Below are 18,063 nucleotides of genomic sequence, written 5' to 3' on the forward strand. Positions count from 1 at the left end.
GCGGTCAGTGCACCGTGCCATCCAACCAGGCCCGGGCCCCGACCGGCACCGTTTGCTTGATCGTCCAGGACGTTCTAGAGGACAGGCTTCGCCGCGTATGCCTTACGCAGATCCTCGGCGACCCGCCGGGAGGCGGGCACCCGTGGACGTGGTGGCGCAGTGGGCGCGGGGGGTTCGGGCTCGGCCGTCGACGCCTCGGGCAGGTCCTCCTCCACGGGCGGCTGCGCCGGGATCTCGTCCGCATCCGGAAGCGGTGCGGCGGCATCCCTCAGACGGTCCTCGACCTCCGGGGTGAGCCGGTCGACCCCTGCACCACCGCCGGCCGTGCGCGCGATAAGCGTCTGCCGGGCCGCGGCCGCGGTGACGCCGAACGCGGACATCAGGGTGCCGCATGCTTCGGCGACCTGCTCGACGGTCGGCCGGTCCTGTGGCTCGTGCGCGAACACGGCCGTGAGCAGGGGCAGCAACGCCTCGGGCACACCGCCCAGATCGGGAGCGTGGTCGGGGCTCGCCACCTGCGCGACGATCGACTCCCAGCGGGTGCCGTCGTACGGATAGTGGCCGGCCGTCGCGTAGAGCAGGACGGTGCCGAGGGCGTACACGTCGGCGGCCGGGGTGACGTGCGGGTTACCTGCGGCCTGCTCGGGCGGCATGCACCGTACCGTTCCGACGATCATGCCGCTGTGCGACAGGGACTCGTGCGTCGCGTCAGTGAACGCGGCGAGCCCGAAATCGATGATCACCGGGCCGTAGTCACCCATGATGACGTTCTGCGGCTTCATGTCGCGGTGCAGCAGATCGACGGCGTGAACGGCGGCGAGCCCTTCCGCGAGCAGCGCGCCCAGACTCGCGACCTGCACCACAGGCAGCGGACCGCGAGTGTCGATCTCTTCGAGCAGCGTCCGGCCGGGCACGTAGTCCATGGCCATCCACGGGCGGTCCGCGTACGGGTCGGCGTCCAGGAACCGCGCCACCCGGCCGGTGCCGACCACCTTCCGTGCGGCCCGGGCCTCCCGTTCGAAGCGTTCCCGGGTCACCGGGTCCAGGCGGTCCGCGCGGATCAGTTTCACCGCGACCGGGTCTCCTGCAGGGGAGAAAGCGAGGAACACCTCGCCCATGCCACCGGATCCCAGCGTGGATGCCACCGTGTACCGGCCGATCCGCTCGGGCATTCCCGGCATGAGCACACCCTCTCGTATCTCCGCGGCGTGATCACCGCTGTGGACGCCGTCGGCCAGATTAGTGGGAAGGGAGGACACGTCGCCCACGGAGGGCGTGATCCAGGGGCGGCAGAGGGCACCGAGCCGGCTTTGGGGGACCCTCCGGGGAGGGGGGACCGAGGTGCACGGCGCGCGCTCACCGGAACGGGTGATGGATCGCGGGCCGACCCCCGGTTCGGCGGACCGGGGCGGTGGCGGTGTGTATAGGTGGCAGCCGGAGCACCCCGAGGGAAGGGAACACCCCCATGACGCGGTCGGCCGCCAGGCCCGCGCAGAGTGTCGACGAGGTCATCGAGCGGATGCGGGCGATCAAGGCGCGGCTGGACCCGCGGGACGGGGTCGCCTGCTTCAACCGGATGTACCTGCGGGTCACGGAGCTGGTGGGGGAGCGGCTCGCGGCCGGGTACTTCCAGGACCAGGTGTTCATCGAGCGGCTCGACGTGGTGTTCGCGAACCTGTACTTCGACGCGGTCGAGGCCGGCGAGGCGGGGCGGGCGGTGAACGCGGCGTGGAAGCCGCTGTTCGACGCGCGCGGCAGCCGGAAGGTGTGGCCGGTCCAGTTCGCGTTCGCGGGGATGAACGCGCACATCAACCACGACCTCGCGCTCGCCGTCGTCGGGACCTGCATCGAGCGGCGGACCACGCCCGACACGCCGCCGGTGCACGCCGACCACCTGAAGGTGAACGAGCTGCTCGCGCAGTCGGCGGCGGAGGTGCGGGCCTCGTTCGAGGCGCGGATCGCCGAGGTCGCGGCCGAGGAGGCCGAGCCGCTGAAGCACATCGTCGCCAGCTTCTCGACCGCCCGGGCCCGGGACGCCGCCTGGGCCACCACGCAGACGCTCTGGCACCAGCGCAACATCCGGCCGATGTTCGACGCGACGCTCGCCGCCGTCACCGCGAGCACCGCGCTGGCGGGGGAGATGCTGGTGACGCCGGTGCTCCCGCCGGTGGCGCAGCCGGACGGGGAGGCGCCCTGACCCACGACCGGCCGAGTCCGGCGCGCGGGGGGAGGGGCGGGCGGGGTGGACTGGTGGGTGACCAGCCGCGCTGCGAAAGGCCCCCGATGTCCTCCTCGCCCCCTGCCCGGTACGCCGACCTGACCGCCGTGGTGATCAACTGCACGCTCAAACGGTCACCCGAGCGGAGCCACACCCAGGGGCTGATCGAGGTGAGCACCGGGATCATGGAGCGCCAGGGCGTGCGGGTCGACGTGGTCCGCGCGGTGGACCACGACATCGCCACCGGGGTCTGGCCGGACATGACCGAGCACGGCTGGGAGACGGACGAGTGGCCCGTGCTCTACAGCCAGGTGATGGCGGCCGACGTCCTGGTCCTCGCCGGACCGGTCTGGCTCGGGGACAACTCCTCGGTGATGAAGCGGGTGATCGAGCGGCTCTACTCCTGTTCGTCGATCCTCAACGAGCGCGGGCAGTACGCGTACTACGGCCGGGTGGGCGGCTGTCTGATCACCGGCAACGAGGACGGCGCCAAGCACTGCGCGATGAACGTGCTCTACAGCCTCCAGCACCTCGGCTACGCCGTCCCGCCGCAGGCGGACGCGGGCTGGGTGGGGGAGGCGGGCCCGGGGCCCTCGTACCTGGACGCGGGCTCGGGCGGTCCGGAGAACGACTTCACCAACCGCAACGCCACCTTCATGACCTGGAACCTGCTGCACCTCGCCCGGATGATCAAGGACGCGGGCGGCATCCCGGCGTACGGCAACCAGCGCTCCGAGTGGGACGCCGGCTGCCGCTTCGACTTCGAGAACCCCGAACACCGCTGAGCCCGGGGTCCTCCGGCGGGGCCGTCAGGTGCGGTCGGCGGGCGGGTGGATCACCTCCGCCAGTTCGTCGGCGAGGGGGGCCAGGTGCGGCACTCGGCGGGCGAGGTTGCGCAGGTGGATGGCGAAGGCCTCGCACTGGAGCGGGGTCGAGCGTTCGACGAAGACCGGCGCCAGCCGGCGGGCGGTGTCGGTCTCGCCGGCCGCGATGAGGATCACGAGGATGAACTGGGGGCCGGACGGGGTCTCCGCCACGCCGCGGTTGCAGCCGATGATGGCGTCCAGGGCCCCGGTGGCCGAGTTGAGACATTCCGGCGCCCGGCCGGTGGGCCGGGGCGCGGCCGTTCGGGCCGGTCGTCGGATGCGCGTTCGACGAAGGGGGCGGCTCCGGCGCGCGGAGGGGGTGCGGGGGAGGGCGCCGCGCCCCCGCGCGCTGCACGGGATCGGGCCCGGGGTGCGCGGCGGCGCGGGCGGCCGGGTATCGGGAGGGGGGTGTCCGGTGGCCACGGGAGGGCCGATGAGTGAGCAGGAAGCACCGCCGATCTCGATCTTCTACCGGCGTGACGGGCTCGGCCCAGGCCCGGCGCTGGGGGAGGCCCAGCGGGGGGATCCGGTGCGGCGGGTGCGGGACTTCTGGCTGCACCGGGTCGGTGAGTACCGGCTCGTCACCCGGCACGCCGATGTGCGGCGGGTGCTGGCCGACCAGGAGACCTTCGCGATGTACGACGCGCAGCGCGCGCCGGTCCTGCCGAACGAGCTCCTCAACATGGACCCGCCGGAGCACACCCGGCTGCGCCACGTCCTGACGCCGGAGTTCACCGGGAAGCGGATCCGTGCGCTGGAGCCGATGATCCGCGCCCGGGTCGGCGAGCTGATCGACGCCATGGAGGCGCGCGGTCCCGCGGCGGACCTGATGGCGGACTTCGCCCTGCCGCTGCCGCTCGGGGTGATCTGCGCGCTGCTCGGCGTGCCCGACCCCGACCAGGGGGAGTTCCACCGCTGGTCCCGGACCACGCTGGACCTCGGGCTGCCCATGGAGGAACGGCTCGCGGCCGGCCGGGAGTCGCACGCGTACACCGCCTCCCTGGTGGCGGAGAAGCGGCGCAGCCCGGACGACGGGATGATCGGGATGCTCGTCCGGGAGCACGGCGACGCGGTGTCGGACGCCGAACTGGTCGGTGTCTGCGAGCTGTTGCTGCTGGCCGGCCATGTCACGGTGTCCAACACGATCGGCCTGGGCGTGCTCGCCCTGCTGGCGCACCCGGACCAGGCCGACCGGTTGCGCGGCGCCGCCGAGGCCGACCCGGTGATCGACACCGCCGTCGAGGAGCTGCTGCGGTACCTGTCCGTGTCCAGCACCGCGCTGGCCCGGACCGCGCGGTACGACACCGAGATCGGCGGCGTGCCGGTCAAGGCCGGTGAGCAGGTGGTCTGCCAACTGCCGGTGGCCAACCGTGACCCGGTGCTCGGCGCCGGGATGGACCGCCTCGACATCGGGCGCAAGCCCGTGTCGCACGTGGCGTTCGGGCACGGCCCGCACCACTGCCTCGGCGCGCCGCTGGCCCGCGCCGAGCTGCGGATCGCGTTGCCCGCGCTCCTGCGGCGGCTGCCCGGCCTCGCGCTCGGGTGTCCCGCCGACGAGGTGCCCTACCGCGTCAACAACGAGGTCTACGGCCTCCACGCCCTGCCGGTCACCTGGTGACCGGCTGACCCTGGACCAGGTGCTCCTCGCACGGGTACGGCAGCAGGACGGCCCGCGGGAGGCCGCCGTCCTGGGAGACGGCGAGACAGCGCTGCGGGGCGGGCGCCGGGCGCAGGTTCAGGCCCACCAGCACCCCGGCCACCAGCAGCAGCCCGGCCAGCGCGGCCGCCGTGCCCGTCCCGACCGTCCGGCGCCGCCGTGCGGTGGCGGGTGCGGGGCGGGCGGGTGCGGGCGCCTCGGGCTCCGGCTGTCTGATCCGCCGCACCTCGGCGAGGCAGCGCGTCGCCTCCCGCAGCCGGGCCCGCCGCAGCTCCTCCGCGCCCGCGTCCGTGCCAGTGCCACTGCCCGTGCCCGTGCCTGCGCCCGCGTCCGTGCCCGTACCGTCCGGCCCCGAGGCGCCCGCGCCCAGCTCGCCGCGCAGCTCCGCCACGATCGCCACCAGGACGCGGATCAGCTCCGCCGACTCCGCCGCGCCCGCCTCGGCCAGCCGCTGCGCCTGCCGGGCCCGGTCCAGCGCCTGATCGGCGGCCGGTCGCCCCGCCGACGGTGAGCCCAGGCCCCGGGCGGCCCGGACGGCCTGCTCGTGGAGCCGGCCGGCCCGCGCCAGCAGGGCCGCCCGGGCCCTGGGGTCCTCCAGGTGGTCGTGGACCAGCCGGCGGAGCAGGTGCCAGGGGATGTCCTTCTCCGCCGAGCGGTACTCGCTCCAGCTGGTCTTGCCGGCCGGGTACCGCTGGGCGAGCTCGCGGACGGTGAGCCCGGTGGTCACCTCCCGCACGAACCGGGCCAGGGCGTCGGCCTGTTCGGTCTCCCCCTTGAGCCGCCCCTGCGGGCGTCCGGCACTCCCCACTCGCTGCCCCCTGCCGTGTCCGCGGCCAAACCGGATTGTCCGCCGCCCACCTGGGCCGCGACCGCGTTTTGTAGATGGACAATCAAACATGCCGCACGGTGGGATCTCCACCGGGTCTTCGGTCAACTTGCCGCGGCCCGGGCCGGGTTGCGTCGAGGAGAAGGTTGTCGTGTGTCGCTGATCGAGGTCGCCGGCCTGGTCAAGGAGTTCCGCAGGCCCCAGCGGATCGACGGGCCGCTCGGCGGACTGCGGACCCTGTTCACCCGCCGGTACGTGAGCAAGCGCGCCGTCGACGGGATCGACTTCGCGGTCGGCGAGGGCGAACTGGTCGGGTACCTGGGGCCCAACGGTGCCGGCAAGTCGACCACCGTGAAGATGCTGGCCGGGATCCTGCGGCCCACCTCGGGCCACGTGGAGGTCGCCGGGGTCGTGCCTTGGCGCGAGCGCGAGCGCAACGCCCGCAACATCGGCGTCGTCTTCGGCCAGCGCAGCCAGCTGTGGTGGGACCTTCCGCTCCGGGACTCGCTGGAGACGATGGGGCGGCTCTACGGGGTCGAGCGCGCCCGCTACCGGCGCAGCATCGCCCACTTCACCGAGGTGCTGATGCTGGGCGCCTTCCTGGACACGCCGGTGCGCCAGCTCTCCCTCGGGCAGCGCATGCGCGGCGACCTGGCCGCCGCCATGCTGTCCGAGCCGCGCGTCCTCTTCCTCGACGAGCCCACCGTCGGACTGGACGTGGTGGCCAGGGAGCGGATGCGCGAGTTCATCGCCGTCCAGAACCGCGGCCAGGGCACCACCGTCGTGCTCACCACCCACGACCTCGACGACGTCGAGCGGCTCTGCAGCCGCATCGTGCTCATCGACAGCGGCCGGGTCCTCTACGACGGCGACGTCGAGAAGCTCAAGTCGCGGTACGCGCCGCACCGGCAGCTGGTCGTCCAGCTCGCCGACGGCTGCCCGTGGCAGGGCGTCGACCTGCCCGGCGTCGAGAGCGTGCGGGGCGGCGACGCCGGGCCCGGCAGCGTCTCGCTCCGCTTCGCCCCCGAGGACGCCCGGACCCCGGAGATCGTCGCCGCCGTCCTGGCCCGGCACAGCGTCACCGACCTGTCGATCATCGAGCCGGACCTCGAAGGCGTCATCCACCGGATCTACTCCGAGAGCGGGACCGGGTGACGGCGCCCGCGGCCCGGCCGGGAACGGTCCGGCCGGGAGCGGCGCGACCGCGGACGGCCCGGCTGGGACCGGGCCGGCGGCTCGCCGCGTACGCCGCCCTGGCCCGCGTCCAGGCCCGCACCCAGCGGGTCTACCGCACCGACTTCCTGTTCGGCGCGATCGGCCTGCTGCTGCAGATCTACCTGCTCCGGCTGGTGTGGACCGCGGTCTACCCGGACTCGGGAAGCGCCGCCGGCGCGGGCCGCGAGATCCCCCTCGACACCCAGCTCGCCTACGTCTCCCTCGCCTCGGTGCAGGCCTGGCTCGCCAACTCCGACGCCCGGTCGCTGGCGACCGTCCAGCTCCGCATCCGGGAGGGCGCCGTCGCCCTGGACCTCGTCCGCCCGGTGCGCTTCACCGCCCAGCTGATCGCCGCCAGGGCCGGCGCCACGCTCGCGATGCTCCCGTTCGCCGGCTGCGCGCTGGTGTTCTCGGTACTGGCCGGCGGGTCGCAGGCCCCCGCCTCCGCCCCGGCGCTGCTCGTCTACGCGGCCAGCCTGGTGCCCGCCTACACCTGCGCCCTGCTGCTGGGCGTGATCGTCGGCTTGATCTCCTTCTGGACCCTGGAGCTCGACGGCTTCTACTCCGTCTACCTGATGACGGCGCACTTCTTCTCCGGCGCGCTGGTCCCGCTGTGGTTCATGCCCGACTGGCTCGCCGACCTGGCCCGTCTGCTGCCCTTCCAGGCCATGGTCCACGTCCCCACCGCCCTCTACCTCGGCCGGATCGGCGGCACCGGCGCCGTCCTGCAGGCCCTGGCCGTCCAGTGCGGCTGGGCGGTGGCCCTGTGGCTGCTGCTGAGGCTCGTCTGGGCCAGGGCGCTGCGCCGCGTCGTCGTGCAGGGGGGCTGACCGTGACCGCCTCCGCCGACCCCGGGGCCGGACCCGCCGCCCGGCCGGTCCCGCGCCTGTACGCCTACGGGCTGCTGATGCGCGCGGCCGTGAAGTCCCAGCTCCAGTACCGCGGGAACCTGCTGTTCGGCCTCGCGGGCGGCGCCGCCTTCCAGGGGGTGGGGCTCGCCTTCATCTGGGTCGTCGCCGCCCGCTTCGGCGCGGTCGGCGGCTGGTCCATGGCGGAGATCTGCCTGCTGTACGGCATGCGCCTGACCTCGCACGGCCTCTGGGTGGTCCCGGGCAACCAGCTCTACTTCCTCGACGTCACCATCCAGACCGGCGAGTTCGACCGCTACCTGGTGCGCCCCACCGGTGTCCTGCCGCAGCTGCTGGCCCGCGGGATCCACCTGCCGGTGTTCGGTGACCTGGTGACCGGGCTGGTCATCCTCGTCGGCGCGGCCTGGCGGCTCGGGGTCCCGTCCTCGCCGGGCGGCGTGCTCTACCTCCTGCTGGCCCTGCTGGGCGGCGCGATGGTCGAGGGCGCCTTCCAGCTCGGCATCAGCGCGCTGTGCTTCCGCACGCTGTCCAACCGCTCGTTGCGGGTGCTGGTCGACAACGTGATGAACAGCTTCGGCGGCTACCCGCTCAAGGTCTTCCCCGCGCCGGCCCGCTTCGTGCTCACCTTCCTGGTGCCGGTCGCGTTCGTGGCCTACCTGCCGGCGGCGGCCCTGCTCGGCCGGGCTGACGACCTGCACGTCCCCCTCTGGGCGGCCTACGCCGCACCGGGCGCCGGACCGCTGCTGCTCTGGTTCGCGCACGTGTTCTGGCGGGCGCAGTCCGCCCAGTACTCCAGCTCGGGGACGTGAGGGGCCGGAAGCCCGCCGCTCCGAGCGCACCACCGGGCCCCACCCCGAGCCGTTCCACCGGCGGACGGCCACTCAGAGAGGACCATGGCGTGCTGATACCCCGGATCTTCCACCAGGTATGGCTGGGCGGGCCGATGCCGGAGCGATTCCGTGCCTACTCCCGCGGCTGGCAGGAGCACCACCCCGACTGGGAGTACCGCCTGTGGACGGAGGAGGAACTCGACCCCTCCCGCTCGGACTTCCTCACCCACGGGGACGCCTTCCTGGAGCTGGGGAGCTGGTCGGAGAAGTCCGACGTGGCGCGGTTCGAGATCCTGCTGCGCTGCGGCGGCATCTACATCGACACCGACTTCGAGTGCCTGCGGCCGCTGGACGGACTCCTCGCCGACCAGGAGGCCTTCGCCGCGAGCGAGGACGGCGTCCACATCTCGACGGGCATCATGGGGGCGGTCCCGGGCCACCCGTTCATGGCCGCCTGCGTCCAGGAACTGCCCCTCAGGATGAAGGAGTTCGCCGACGCCAACGCGGCCCTCAAGACCGGCCCGGGGCTGGCCACCGCGGTGTTCGAGCGGCAGTCCGGGCAGGCCGGGCGGCCGCCGGTCACCGTCTTCTCCGCCGACCTGTTCTACCCGTACCACTTCACCGAGCCGCACCGGGCGGGCGAGGAGTTCCCCGGCGCGTACGCCGTGCACCACTGGGCCGCCAGCTGGATGTAGCCGGATCCGGCAGGTCGGACAGTGTGGAAGGGCCCGGGCGGCCCCGCCGGAAGGACGGCGGGGCCGCCCGTTCGTGGTGCCGGTTCGGGTGGCGGTTCGGGTGCCGGTCCGAACCGATCATGGGGTGCGCCGTTTCAAACGCGACTGATGTGAACGTTCACCCTTTCGAGTGCACAGGATCATGGGAAGCGGCTCAGATCGTTCCGCCCCGCCTACGGTTGGGCAGCAAGCGAGACGGGGCCGCCGCGACGAGCGGGGAACCCCTCTTTCCGGGGCGGAGGCGACGGCCGACGACCCGTCATGGCGTGTCCCCCTTCACAGAGGAAGGTTCTCCCATGCCCGTGGCCACGAGCAGCGAGACACCGCAGGCGTCGCAGCAGCATCCGCACCCCGTCCGGCGCGCGGGGGTGCGGTCATGAGCGGGGCGGCCCTGGAGCAGCTCCTCCGCGGGCCGAGCGGGATCGGCACGGCAGGGTTGAATCTGGCGCCCCGTCAGGCGGTCGACTCGCCGGCCGCGGCGGCGGTCGAACCGCCCTCGGGGAAGCCCGGGTCCGGGGACCCGGTCCCCGGGCTCTACTTCCACCCCGTGGCCGAGCCGGACGCCGGGCGGGTGGCGGAGGTGAACCGCCGGATCAAGCTGTGGGCCGAGGAGATCGAGCTCTACCCGCCGGACTGGGAGGACCAGTTCGACGGCTTCTCGGTGAGCCGCTACATGGTCGCCTGCCACCCGGACGCCCCGAGCGTCGACCACGTCATGCTCGCCACCCGGCTGATGGTCGCCGAGAACGCCGTCGACGACTGCTACTGCGAGGACCTCGGCGGCTCGCCGATCGGCCTCGGCAGCCGGCTGCTGCTCGCCCACACCGCCCTCGACCCCGTGCACACCACCGCGGAGTACCAGGGCGGTTGGCAGGAGTCGCTGGGCTCGGACGCGCCCCGGCGGGCCTACCGCTCGGCGATGGAGCACTTCACCCGGGCCGCCACCGCCTCCCAGGCGGACCGGTTCCGGCACGACATGGCGCGCCTGCACCTCGGCTACCTCGCCGAGGCCGCCTGGGACCAGGAGGACCACGTCCCGGAGGTGTGGGAGTACCTGTCGATGCGGCAGTTCAACAACTTCCGCCCCTGCCCGACCATCACGGACACCGTCGGCGGCTACGAGCTCCCCGCCGACCTGCACGCCCGTCCGGCGATGCAACGGGTCATCGCCCTGGCCTCCAACGCCACCACGATCGTCAACGACCTGTACTCGTACACCAAGGAGCTGGCGAGCCCGGGCCGCCACCTCAACCTGCCGGTGGTGATCTCCGAGCGCGAGGGCGTCGACGACCGCGAGGGCTACCTGAAGGCCGTCGAGGTGCACAACGAGCTGATGCACGCCTTCGAGGCGGAGGCGGCCGCGCTGGCCGCCGCCACGCCCGTCCCGGTGGTGGTGCGCTTCCTGCGCGGGGTCGCCGCGTGGGTCGACGGCAACCACTACTGGCACCAGACCAACACCTACCGCTACAGCCTGCCCGATTTCTGGTAACCAAGGAGCTGAACCGTGTCCGTCACCGACACCACCCCCGTGAACCGCACCGCCGTCCCCGGGCCGGCCACTCCCTACCAGGGCGACATCGCCCGCTACTGGGACCATGAGGCCCGGCCCGTGAACCTGCGCCTCGGCGACGTGGACGGCCTCTACCACCACCACTACGGCATCGGCGAGGTCGACCAGGAGGCCCTCGGCTCCCCGGACGACAGCGAGCGCGAGAAGAAGCTCGTCGCGGAACTGCACCGGCTGGAGTCCGCGCAGACCGATGTCCTGCTCGACAGCCTCGGCGACATCCGCCCCGAGCACACCCTGGTCGACGCCGGCTGCGGGCGCGGCGGATCGATGGTGATGGCCCACCAGCGCTTCGGCTGCAAGGTCGAGGGCGTGACCCTGTCGGCCAAGCAGGCCGAGTTCGGCAACCGGCGGGCCAAGGAGCTCGGCATCGACGACTCGGTGCACGCGCAGGTCCGCAACATGCTCGACATGCCGTTCGGCACCGGCACCGTCCGGGGCTCCTGGAACAACGAGTCCAGCATGTACGTCGACCTGCACGACCTGTTCGCCGAGCACTCCCGGATCCTGTCGGTCGGCGGCCGGTACGTGACCATCACCGGCTGCTGGAACCCGATCTACGGCCAGCCGTCGAAGTGGGTCTCGCAGATCAACGCCCACTTCGAGTGCAACATCCACTCGCGCCGCGAGTACCTGCGCGCGATGGCCGACAACCGCCTCGTCCCGAACGCCGTCGTCGATCTGACCGCCGCCACCCTCCCGTACTGGGAGCTGCGGGCCACCGTGCCGTCCCTGGTGACCGGCATCGAGGAGGCGTTCATCAACTCCTACAAGGACGGTTCCTTCCAGTACCTGCTGATCGCCGCCGACCGGGTCTGACCCCGCGTCGCGTCGCCGCACGGCGAGGACCCGGCCCGGCCGCACGGCGGCGGGGCCGGGTCCGCCGCGTCGCGGCCCCGGACGGGGAGCGGTCGCGACGTTCGGGGCGGAGCGGTCGCGACCTCCGGGGCGGAGCGGTCGCGACCTCCGGGGCGGAGCGGCCGCGATCTCCGGGGGAGCGCGTCCCCCCCCCGGCGGGGCACGGCCATGGCGTCCGGCTGGGCCCGGCCGTGACATCCCGCGGGGGGCTCCCGGAACCGGGCTGGTCAACGGGACGTCGGTGGCACGTGATATGCAGTGCATCATCCGATTGGCCACTGCGAGGCCATACGAACGATGCCGACGGCCGTGCCGGTCGACGAGGTCTCAGGGGGGCCGCACCATGTCCTTGTTCCGCCGTCTGACCGGGCGGAAGGCTCCGCGCGGCCTGCCCCCGGTGCTCGACCCCGCGCAGGGCGACGAGGAGCTGCGCCGGCTGCGCGCCCTCGCCGACGCCGGCGACTGGGCCGCGCTCGGACCCGCCCTCGCCGCCGTCCCCGACCAGTCCGAGCAGACCTGGCTGCTGAACCGGATCTCCGACGTCGAGGGCACCGAGGAGTGGCTCGCCAAGGCCGTCGCCGAACGGCCCGACGACAGCCTCGTCCTGCTGCTCTCCGGCGCCCGGCACATCGCCTGGGGCTGGGAGGCCCGCACCGGCTCCCTGGCCAAGCACGTCACCCAGGACCAGTGGCAGCTGTTCGGCGAGCGGCTGGAGGTCGCCGAGGAGCAGCTGCTGGAGGTGGCCGAGCGCGAGCCCGGCTGGGTCGCGCCCTGGTACTTCCTGCAGCTCGGCGCACTCGGCGCCTCGCTCGGCCGCACCGTCGCCACCACCCGCTTCGACGCCGCCGTGCGCCGCGACCCCGGGCACCTCGCCTCCCACCGGGCGCGCCTCCAGCAGCTCTGCGCCAAGTGGGGCGGCTCCCACGAGGAGATGCACGCCTTCGCCCGCACCGCGATGCTCGGCGCGCCGGAGGGCGGCCCGCTGGGCGAGCTGGTGGCCCTCGCCCACCTGGAGCACTGGCTGGACCTCCCCGACGGCGAGGACCACGCCTACCTGACCGGCCCCGCCGTGCGCGCCTCGCTGCGCGAGGCGGCCCTGCGCTCCGTGCTGCACCCGGCCTACCGGCCCCAGCGCGACTGGCGGGCCACCCACAACGCCTTCGCGATGGTCCTCTCACTCGCCGACGAACGCGAGCTCGCACACGCGGTGTTCGCCGCCCTCGGCGACGTCGTCACCGCGTCGCCCTGGTACTACCTGGGCGGCGACGAGGCGGAGAACTTCCGCGCCCACCGCGACCGCTGCGCCCCGCGCTGAGCCCGCGCCGGCGGAGCACGCCGAGCAACCGGACCCACCGGCCGGCGCGGGCCGTCCCGACCCGCCGCCGCCGAAGCCCGACACACCCCTTGCGATCGAAAGAGCCACCGGTGTCCCCATCCGAGAACCCGACGAGCGCGCACACCTTCCAGGTCGACCTGCGCGGCCTGGTCGACCTGCTCTCCCACCACCTCTACTCCAGCCCGCGCGTCTACCTGCGCGAACTCCTGCAGAACGCGGTCGACGCGATCTCCGCCCGGCAGGCCCTCGACCCGGCCGCGCCCGCCGCCATCACGGTCCGCGCCGACCGCGACCTCACCGTCACCGACACCGGCGTCGGCCTCACCGAGCAGGACGTCCACACCTTCCTGGCCACCATCGGCCGCAGCTCCAAGCGGACCGCCGAGGGCCACCTCGACGGCGACGGGCTGGCCCGCGCCCGCGGCGACTTCATCGGCCAGTTCGGCATCGGCCTGCTCGCCTGCTTCGTCGTGGCCGACGAGATCACCGTCGTCACCCGCTCCGCCGCCACTCCCGACGCCCCCGTCATCGAGTGGCGCGGCAGCTCCGACGGCCGCTACACCATCCGCACCCTGCCCGCCGACGCCAAGCCCGAGCCCGGCACCACCGTGCGCCTCACGCCGCGCTCCGACGCCGCCGAGTGGACCCGCGCCGACCGGGTGCTGACCCTCGCCCGGGACTTCGGCAGCCTGCTGCGCCACGAGGTCACCGTGATCGACGGCCGCGGCGACGCCACCCGGGTCAACCACACCCCGCCGTGGGCCGCGCAGCACGGCTCCCCGCTGGCCCGCCGCGAGGCGCTGGCCGCCTACTGCCGCTCGGCCTTCGACTTCACCCCGCTCGACACCATCGAGCTGGACCTGCCGTTGGTCGGCCTGCGCGGCGTCGCCTACGTGCTGCCGGACGCCGTCCCGCCCTCCCGCCGGGCCGGCCACCGGGTGCACCTCAAGGGCATGCTGCTCTCCGACCACGCCGACGAACTCCTGCCCGACTGGGCGTTCTTCGTGCGCTGCGTGGTCGACACCGACGGCCTGCGGCCCACCGCCAGCCGCGAGGGCCTGTACGCCGACGAGACGCTCGCCGCCGTCCGCGACGCGCTCGGCGCCCGGATCCGGGACTGGCTCACCGGCCTGTCCGCCAGCGACCCGGCGCTGCTCCACCGCTTCATCTCGGTGCACCACCTGGCCGTCAAGGAACTCGCCCGCTACGACGACGAGTTGCTGCGGATGCTGCTGCCCTGGCTGCCGTTCGAGACCACCGACGGCAACGTCACCCTGGACGAGTTCGCCCGCACCCACCCGGTGGTGCTGGTCACCCGCACCGTGGAGGAGTTCCGCCAGGTCGCCCCGATCGCCGGCGCGGCCGGTCTCGGCGTCGTCAACGGCGGCTACACCTACGACCGCGACCTCGTGCACCGGCTGCCCGAGATCCGGCCCGGCACCTCGGTCGCCGACCTCGACCCGAGCACCGTCACCGCGCACCTCGACACCGTCGACCCGGCCGCCGAACTCGCCGCCTCGGCGTTCCTCGCCACCGCCCGCGAGGTGGTCGGCCGCTTCGACTGCGACGTCGCCCTGCGCAGCTTCCACCCGACCAGCGCGCCCGCCCTGCTGCTCGACAACCGGGAGGCCCGGCACGAGCGCACCCGCGCCCAGCTCGCCGACGAGGCCGACGGCCTGTGGGCCGACATCCTCGGTTCGCTGCGCGCCGAGGTGCCCCGCGCCCAGCTCGTCCTCAACCACCTCAACCCGCTGGTGCGGCGGGCGGCCTCGATCGGCGACCGCGAACTCGCCGTCACCGCCGTCGAGACGCTCTACGGGCAGGCCGTGCTGCTCACCCGGCGGCCGCTCACCTCCAGTGAGAGCGCGCTGCTCAACCGCTCGTTCATCAGCCTGCTCGACCACGCGATGCTCGGCCACGAGGCCGCCTCCGGCGGCACGGGTGGCACGGGCGGCGCGGGTGGCAACGGCGGCGCCGGTCCGCTGGACCCGCGGAAGGAGGCGTGATGCTGAACAGCATCGACGCGGTGATGACCGCGCTGCGCGAGAACGACGACCGCCCCTACGGGCGGCAGCGGACCGTCACCGCCGAGGAACTGGTCGACGCCGCCGAGCAGTTCGACGACACCGCGGTCCGCTCCATGGCCCTGCTCGAACTGATGGAGGCCTACGAGTACGACGGCGAGCGGAGCAAGGCCCCGGTCGTCTTCGCCCGCGTCCTCAAGCTCTGGGACGCCGACCCGGAGTCCTTCGGCGACTGGGCCCGCCAGCAGGTGTTCTGGCGCTTCAAGTGGGTCGCCACCTCGCTGCTCGGCACCCCCGACGTGCCGCTCAAGGCGATCCGCCGCTGGCACGAGGAGATGCGCGGCCGCTACCGCGCCGCCGGGCACGGCCTCCAGCCGTACTACGCCCAGCGCTTCCACCTCGCCGCGCACCTCGGCGAGGACGTCCAGGACGCCTACGAGCTGTGGGCCGGCCGGCCGCGCACCGAGCTGAGCGACTGCCACGCCTGCGAGATCCGCGCCCGCGCCGTCCACCACCTGCGCCGGGGCGACGACGCGACCGCGCTGGACGTCTGGCGGCCGGTGCTCAGCGGCGAGGCCACCTGCGCCGAGGAGCCCTACGTCAGCCACGCCCAGGCGCTGCTGCCGCTGCTGCGCCAGGGCCGGCTGGACGAGGCCCGTTCCAGCCACCTGGTCGGCTACCGCTTCGCCCGCGGCAAGAGCGGGCTGGCCCGTTCGGTCGGCCTGCACATCGAGTTCTGCGCGCTCTCCGGCAACGAGCCGCGCGGCCTGGAGATCCTGGCCGAGAACCGCGACCTGTTCTCGGTCACCGGCGACCCGGTCAGCCGGCTCGACTTCCTCACCGGCGTCGAGGTGCTGATCGCCGGCCTCGACCGGGCCGGGCACGGCGGGCTCACCGTCAGCGGCCCGCCCGGCGCGAGCTGGACCGTCGACACCCTGCTCGCCCACCTGCGCACCGAGGCGGACGCGCTCGCCGCCCGCTTCGACGCCCGCAACGGCACCGGGGCGGTGAGCGGCCGCCGCCGCGACCGGCTCGCCCGCCGTCCGCTGCTGGCCGAGCCGCTCGCCCTCGGCGTGCGGGCCGCGGCCGCGCCGGAGCTGGCCGCCGTCCCGGCCGTCCCGGCGGTGCCGGCCCGGGAGGTCGAGCCGGAGCCGGAGGACTTCACCGCCCTGCTGCTGAGGGCCCGCGAGCTGCAGTTGGTCGGCCACCCGGACGGGGACCGGCTCTGGACCCGGATCGACGAGCGGGTGACCGCCACCGCGGAGGACGGCCTCGAAGCGCTGCTGGGCGCGGAGGCCGGGCCGCTCGGCCGGTTGCTCGCCGAGCTCGCCGAGCGGCGGGCGCACGTCGCGCTCGAACGCGGGGATTGGGAGCAGGGCGCCGCCGAGCTGCTGGCCGCCGGAGGGCTGTACCGGCGGGAGGGCCTGGTCGGCCCGGCGCTGGCGGCCCGGACCAGGGCGCTGATCGCCGAACTCGTCCGGGAGGACGATGAAGGCGAGACGGGCGAGACTGGCGAGACGGGCGAGGCGGCCGGCAGCGAGCGGGCGGACGGCGAGGTGCGGGCGGACGGTGTGCGGGTGGCGCCCTCCGCGCCGGTGGTCGACTGGGCGGCCCTGGACGCCGCGCTGGCCCGCGCCGAGGAGCTGTCCGCCGCCGCGGCGTCCGGCGGCGAGCCGGGCATCACCGACGACGACTACCTGATCGTCCTCCAGTGCCGCGCCTACGCCGCCCACCAGGAGCTGGTCCGCGCACTGCCCGAGCCGCCGGAGCAGCCGCCCGCCGAGCAGGCCGCGCGCTTCGCCGCCGCCGTCACCGCCTACCGCGAGGCGGCCGCCGCCCGCGGCTCCGTCCGACGGCTGGCGGTGGCCCGCCAGTACACCGCCGACGCCGCCGCCCGGCAGGGCCGGACCGTCGAGGCGGCGGAGGAACTGCGCATCACCATCGCCGAGTTGGAGCGGGCCGGGCAGCCCTGGCACACCCCGCGGGCGTACGGCCTGCTGGGCCAGGTGCTGCTGCAGACGGGCGAGCAGGCCGAGGCCGTCGAGGTGCTGCACCGCGCCCTGGCGGCGGCCGGCCGCTGGGCCGACGAGTCGTACCCGTTCGCCGCCACCTACCTGATGGCCGGGCACGCCAGCGCCCACGTCGGGGACACCGGTGCCGCGATCCGGGCGCTCTCCGAGGCCGCCTCCCGGTTCGACCGCAAGGGGCCGGAGGCCGCCGAGGAGGCCGCCCGGACCAGGCTGCAGCTCGCCGACCTGCTGACCGAGGCCGACCGGACCGCGGACGCGGTGGCCGTCCTGGAGTCCGTGCTGGCCGACGCGGCCGCCGCCGGCCTCGGCGAGCGGCTGGTCGCCCAGACCCGGCTCGACCTCGCCCGCGGCCTGTTCTCCCTGGACGAGGACCGCGACGCCGCCGAGGAGTACCTGCGGCTCGCCGCCGTCCTGGAGGGCTGGACCGAGGACCTCCACCTGCGCACCATGGTCGCGGCGGAGGCGACCGTCGCGCTGGTCCACGCCGACCGCTGGGAGGCCGCGCACGCCGCCCGGGCCCGGGCGCTGGCCGCCCACGAGCAGTGGCCGCAGCCCGGCCCGGTGTCCGCGATGCTGCGGCAGTTCGCCCGGCTCACCGCGCAGAAGGAGGGCCCGGCCGGCGTCGAGTCGGCGCTCGCCCGGCTGGCCGAGGCGGACGCCGTGCGCGAGCGGCTGGAGCGCGAGGAGCCCGGGGCGGACACCTGGTACCCGCGCGCCGCCGTCCACTACGAGCGGGCCCGGGTCCGCGCGGTGGCGGGCGAGTTCGAGGAGGCGCTGGCCGAGGCCGAGCGGGCGATCACCGCCTACGAGGCGGGCGGCGAGCAGGCCGAGACCCCGCGCGCCGAGGCCGTCCGGCTGGCCGCGCTGATCGAGGGCACCGACCTCGGCCGGGTGGAGGCGGCCCGCGGCCGGCTCGCCGTCGCCGCCGAGCGGTGCCGGGCGCACGGGCTGGAGGAGGCGGCGGGGATCCTCGCCGAGCTGCGGGAGCGGCTCACGGACTGACGGCCGGACCTCCGCTGTGGCCCCGCCGTGG

At 74.2% G+C, this 18,063-nt stretch carries 14 protein-coding genes and 1 pseudogene; 12 read left to right on the forward strand and 3 right to left on the reverse strand.

Features of this window, described 5'->3' with window-relative positions; all coding sequences use genetic code 11:
- Positions 1-74: 74 nt before the first annotated feature.
- Positions 75-1,268 (reverse strand): serine/threonine-protein kinase, encoded by a 1,194-nt coding sequence (locus ACFVFS_RS00105; RefSeq protein WP_380618337.1) that lies wholly within the window; start codon positions 1,266-1,268, stop codon positions 75-77.
- Positions 1,269-1,465: 197 nt separating this feature from the next.
- Between ACFVFS_RS00105 and ACFVFS_RS00110 the strand changes: the two genes are divergently transcribed.
- Both ACFVFS_RS00110 and ACFVFS_RS00115 read left to right on the forward strand, forming a co-directional pair.
- Complete coding sequence (locus tag ACFVFS_RS00110) at positions 1,466-2,197, forward strand: DUF5995 family protein (RefSeq protein ID WP_380618339.1); 732 nt, start codon at positions 1,466-1,468, stop codon at positions 2,195-2,197.
- 86 nt (positions 2,198-2,283) lie between these two features.
- Positions 2,284-3,003 (forward strand): flavodoxin family protein, encoded by a 720-nt coding sequence (locus ACFVFS_RS00115; protein WP_380618341.1) that lies wholly within the window; start codon positions 2,284-2,286, stop codon positions 3,001-3,003.
- Positions 3,004-3,027: 24 nt separating this feature from the next.
- Here the strand turns inward: ACFVFS_RS00115 and ACFVFS_RS00120 are convergent, their stop codons facing one another.
- Positions 3,028-3,255 carry a hypothetical protein gene (locus ACFVFS_RS00120; RefSeq protein WP_380618343.1) on the reverse strand — a complete coding sequence of 76 codons (228 nt, stop codon included), beginning with the start codon at positions 3,253-3,255 and terminating at the stop codon, positions 3,028-3,030.
- 262 nt (positions 3,256-3,517) lie between these two features.
- Between ACFVFS_RS00120 and ACFVFS_RS00125 the strand changes: the two genes are divergently transcribed.
- Complete coding sequence (locus tag ACFVFS_RS00125; protein WP_380618345.1) at positions 3,518-4,702, forward strand: cytochrome P450; 1,185 nt, start codon at positions 3,518-3,520, stop codon at positions 4,700-4,702.
- Here ACFVFS_RS00125 and ACFVFS_RS00130 read toward each other — a convergent pair.
- The gene (locus tag ACFVFS_RS00130; RefSeq protein ID WP_380618347.1) at positions 4,692-5,549 is read right to left on the reverse strand and encodes a hypothetical protein; all 858 of its coding nucleotides are present in this window, start codon (positions 5,547-5,549) and stop codon (positions 4,692-4,694) included. The two genes, ACFVFS_RS00125 and ACFVFS_RS00130, sit on opposite strands and share 11 nt — an antisense overlap.
- A 171-nt stretch (positions 5,550-5,720) precedes the next feature.
- Here ACFVFS_RS00130 and ACFVFS_RS00135 point away from each other — a divergent pair, with 171 nt between their 5' ends.
- The 9 genes and pseudogenes from ACFVFS_RS00135 to ACFVFS_RS00175 all read left to right on the forward strand — a co-directional run bounded on the left by ACFVFS_RS00135 (position 5,721) and on the right by ACFVFS_RS00175 (position 18,032).
- The gene (locus ACFVFS_RS00135) at positions 5,721-6,722 is read left to right on the forward strand and encodes an ATP-binding cassette domain-containing protein (RefSeq protein ID WP_380618349.1); all 1,002 of its coding nucleotides are present in this window, start codon (positions 5,721-5,723) and stop codon (positions 6,720-6,722) included.
- The gene (locus ACFVFS_RS00140; RefSeq protein ID WP_380618351.1) at positions 6,719-7,612 is read left to right on the forward strand and encodes an ABC transporter permease; all 894 of its coding nucleotides are present in this window, start codon (positions 6,719-6,721) and stop codon (positions 7,610-7,612) included. The genes ACFVFS_RS00135 and ACFVFS_RS00140 overlap by 4 nt, the downstream gene beginning before the upstream one ends.
- Before the next feature lie 2 nt (positions 7,613-7,614).
- On the forward strand, positions 7,615-8,460 hold the full coding sequence (locus tag ACFVFS_RS00145) for an ABC transporter permease (protein ID WP_380618353.1): 846 nt from the start codon (positions 7,615-7,617) through the stop codon (positions 8,458-8,460).
- Positions 8,461-8,549: 89 nt separating this feature from the next.
- On the forward strand, positions 8,550-9,176 hold the full coding sequence (locus tag ACFVFS_RS00150; protein WP_380618355.1) for a glycosyltransferase: 627 nt from the start codon (positions 8,550-8,552) through the stop codon (positions 9,174-9,176).
- Positions 9,177-9,624: 448 nt separating this feature from the next.
- A pseudogene (locus ACFVFS_RS00155) lies at positions 9,625-10,704 on the forward strand (family 2 encapsulin nanocompartment cargo protein terpene cyclase); the annotation flags it as partial.
- A gap of 15 nt (positions 10,705-10,719) precedes the next feature.
- On the forward strand, positions 10,720-11,601 hold the full coding sequence (locus ACFVFS_RS00160) for a geranyl diphosphate 2-C-methyltransferase (protein WP_380618357.1): 882 nt from the start codon (positions 10,720-10,722) through the stop codon (positions 11,599-11,601).
- 382 nt (positions 11,602-11,983) lie between these two features.
- Positions 11,984-12,955, forward strand: coding sequence for a hypothetical protein (locus ACFVFS_RS00165; RefSeq protein WP_380618359.1), 972 nt, complete (start codon positions 11,984-11,986; stop codon positions 12,953-12,955).
- A 110-nt stretch (positions 12,956-13,065) separates the two neighbouring features.
- Positions 13,066-14,982: an HSP90 family protein gene (locus ACFVFS_RS00170; RefSeq protein ID WP_380618361.1), complete on the forward strand. Its 1,917-nt coding sequence runs from the start codon at positions 13,066-13,068 to the stop codon at positions 14,980-14,982.
- Positions 14,982-18,032 (forward strand): hypothetical protein, encoded by a 3,051-nt coding sequence (locus tag ACFVFS_RS00175; RefSeq protein WP_380618363.1) that lies wholly within the window; start codon positions 14,982-14,984, stop codon positions 18,030-18,032. The genes ACFVFS_RS00170 and ACFVFS_RS00175 overlap by 1 nt, the downstream gene beginning before the upstream one ends.
- The last annotated feature ends 31 nt before the right edge of the window (positions 18,033-18,063 follow it).

Origin of the sequence: Kitasatospora sp. NPDC057692 (assembly GCF_042799475.1) — a bacterium.
In the GTDB taxonomy this organism is placed as follows: Bacteria; Actinomycetota; Actinomycetes; order Streptomycetales; family Streptomycetaceae; genus Kitasatospora.

Excerpts from the sequence above, each read along its gene's own strand:
- ACFVFS_RS00110 (WP_380618339.1), top strand. The coding sequence starts at position 1,466 with ATGACGCGGTCGGCCGCCAGGCCCGCGCAGAGTGTCGACGAGGTCATC.
- ACFVFS_RS00165 (WP_380618359.1), top strand. The coding sequence starts at position 11,984 with ATGTCCTTGTTCCGCCGTCTGACCGGGCGGAAGGCTCCGCGCGGCCTG.
- ACFVFS_RS00125 (WP_380618345.1), top strand. The coding sequence starts at position 3,518 with ATGAGTGAGCAGGAAGCACCGCCGATCTCGATCTTCTACCGGCGTGAC.
- ACFVFS_RS00115 (WP_380618341.1), top strand. The coding sequence starts at position 2,284 with ATGTCCTCCTCGCCCCCTGCCCGGTACGCCGACCTGACCGCCGTGGTG.
- ACFVFS_RS00175 (WP_380618363.1), top strand. The coding sequence starts at position 14,982 with ATGCTGAACAGCATCGACGCGGTGATGACCGCGCTGCGCGAGAACGAC.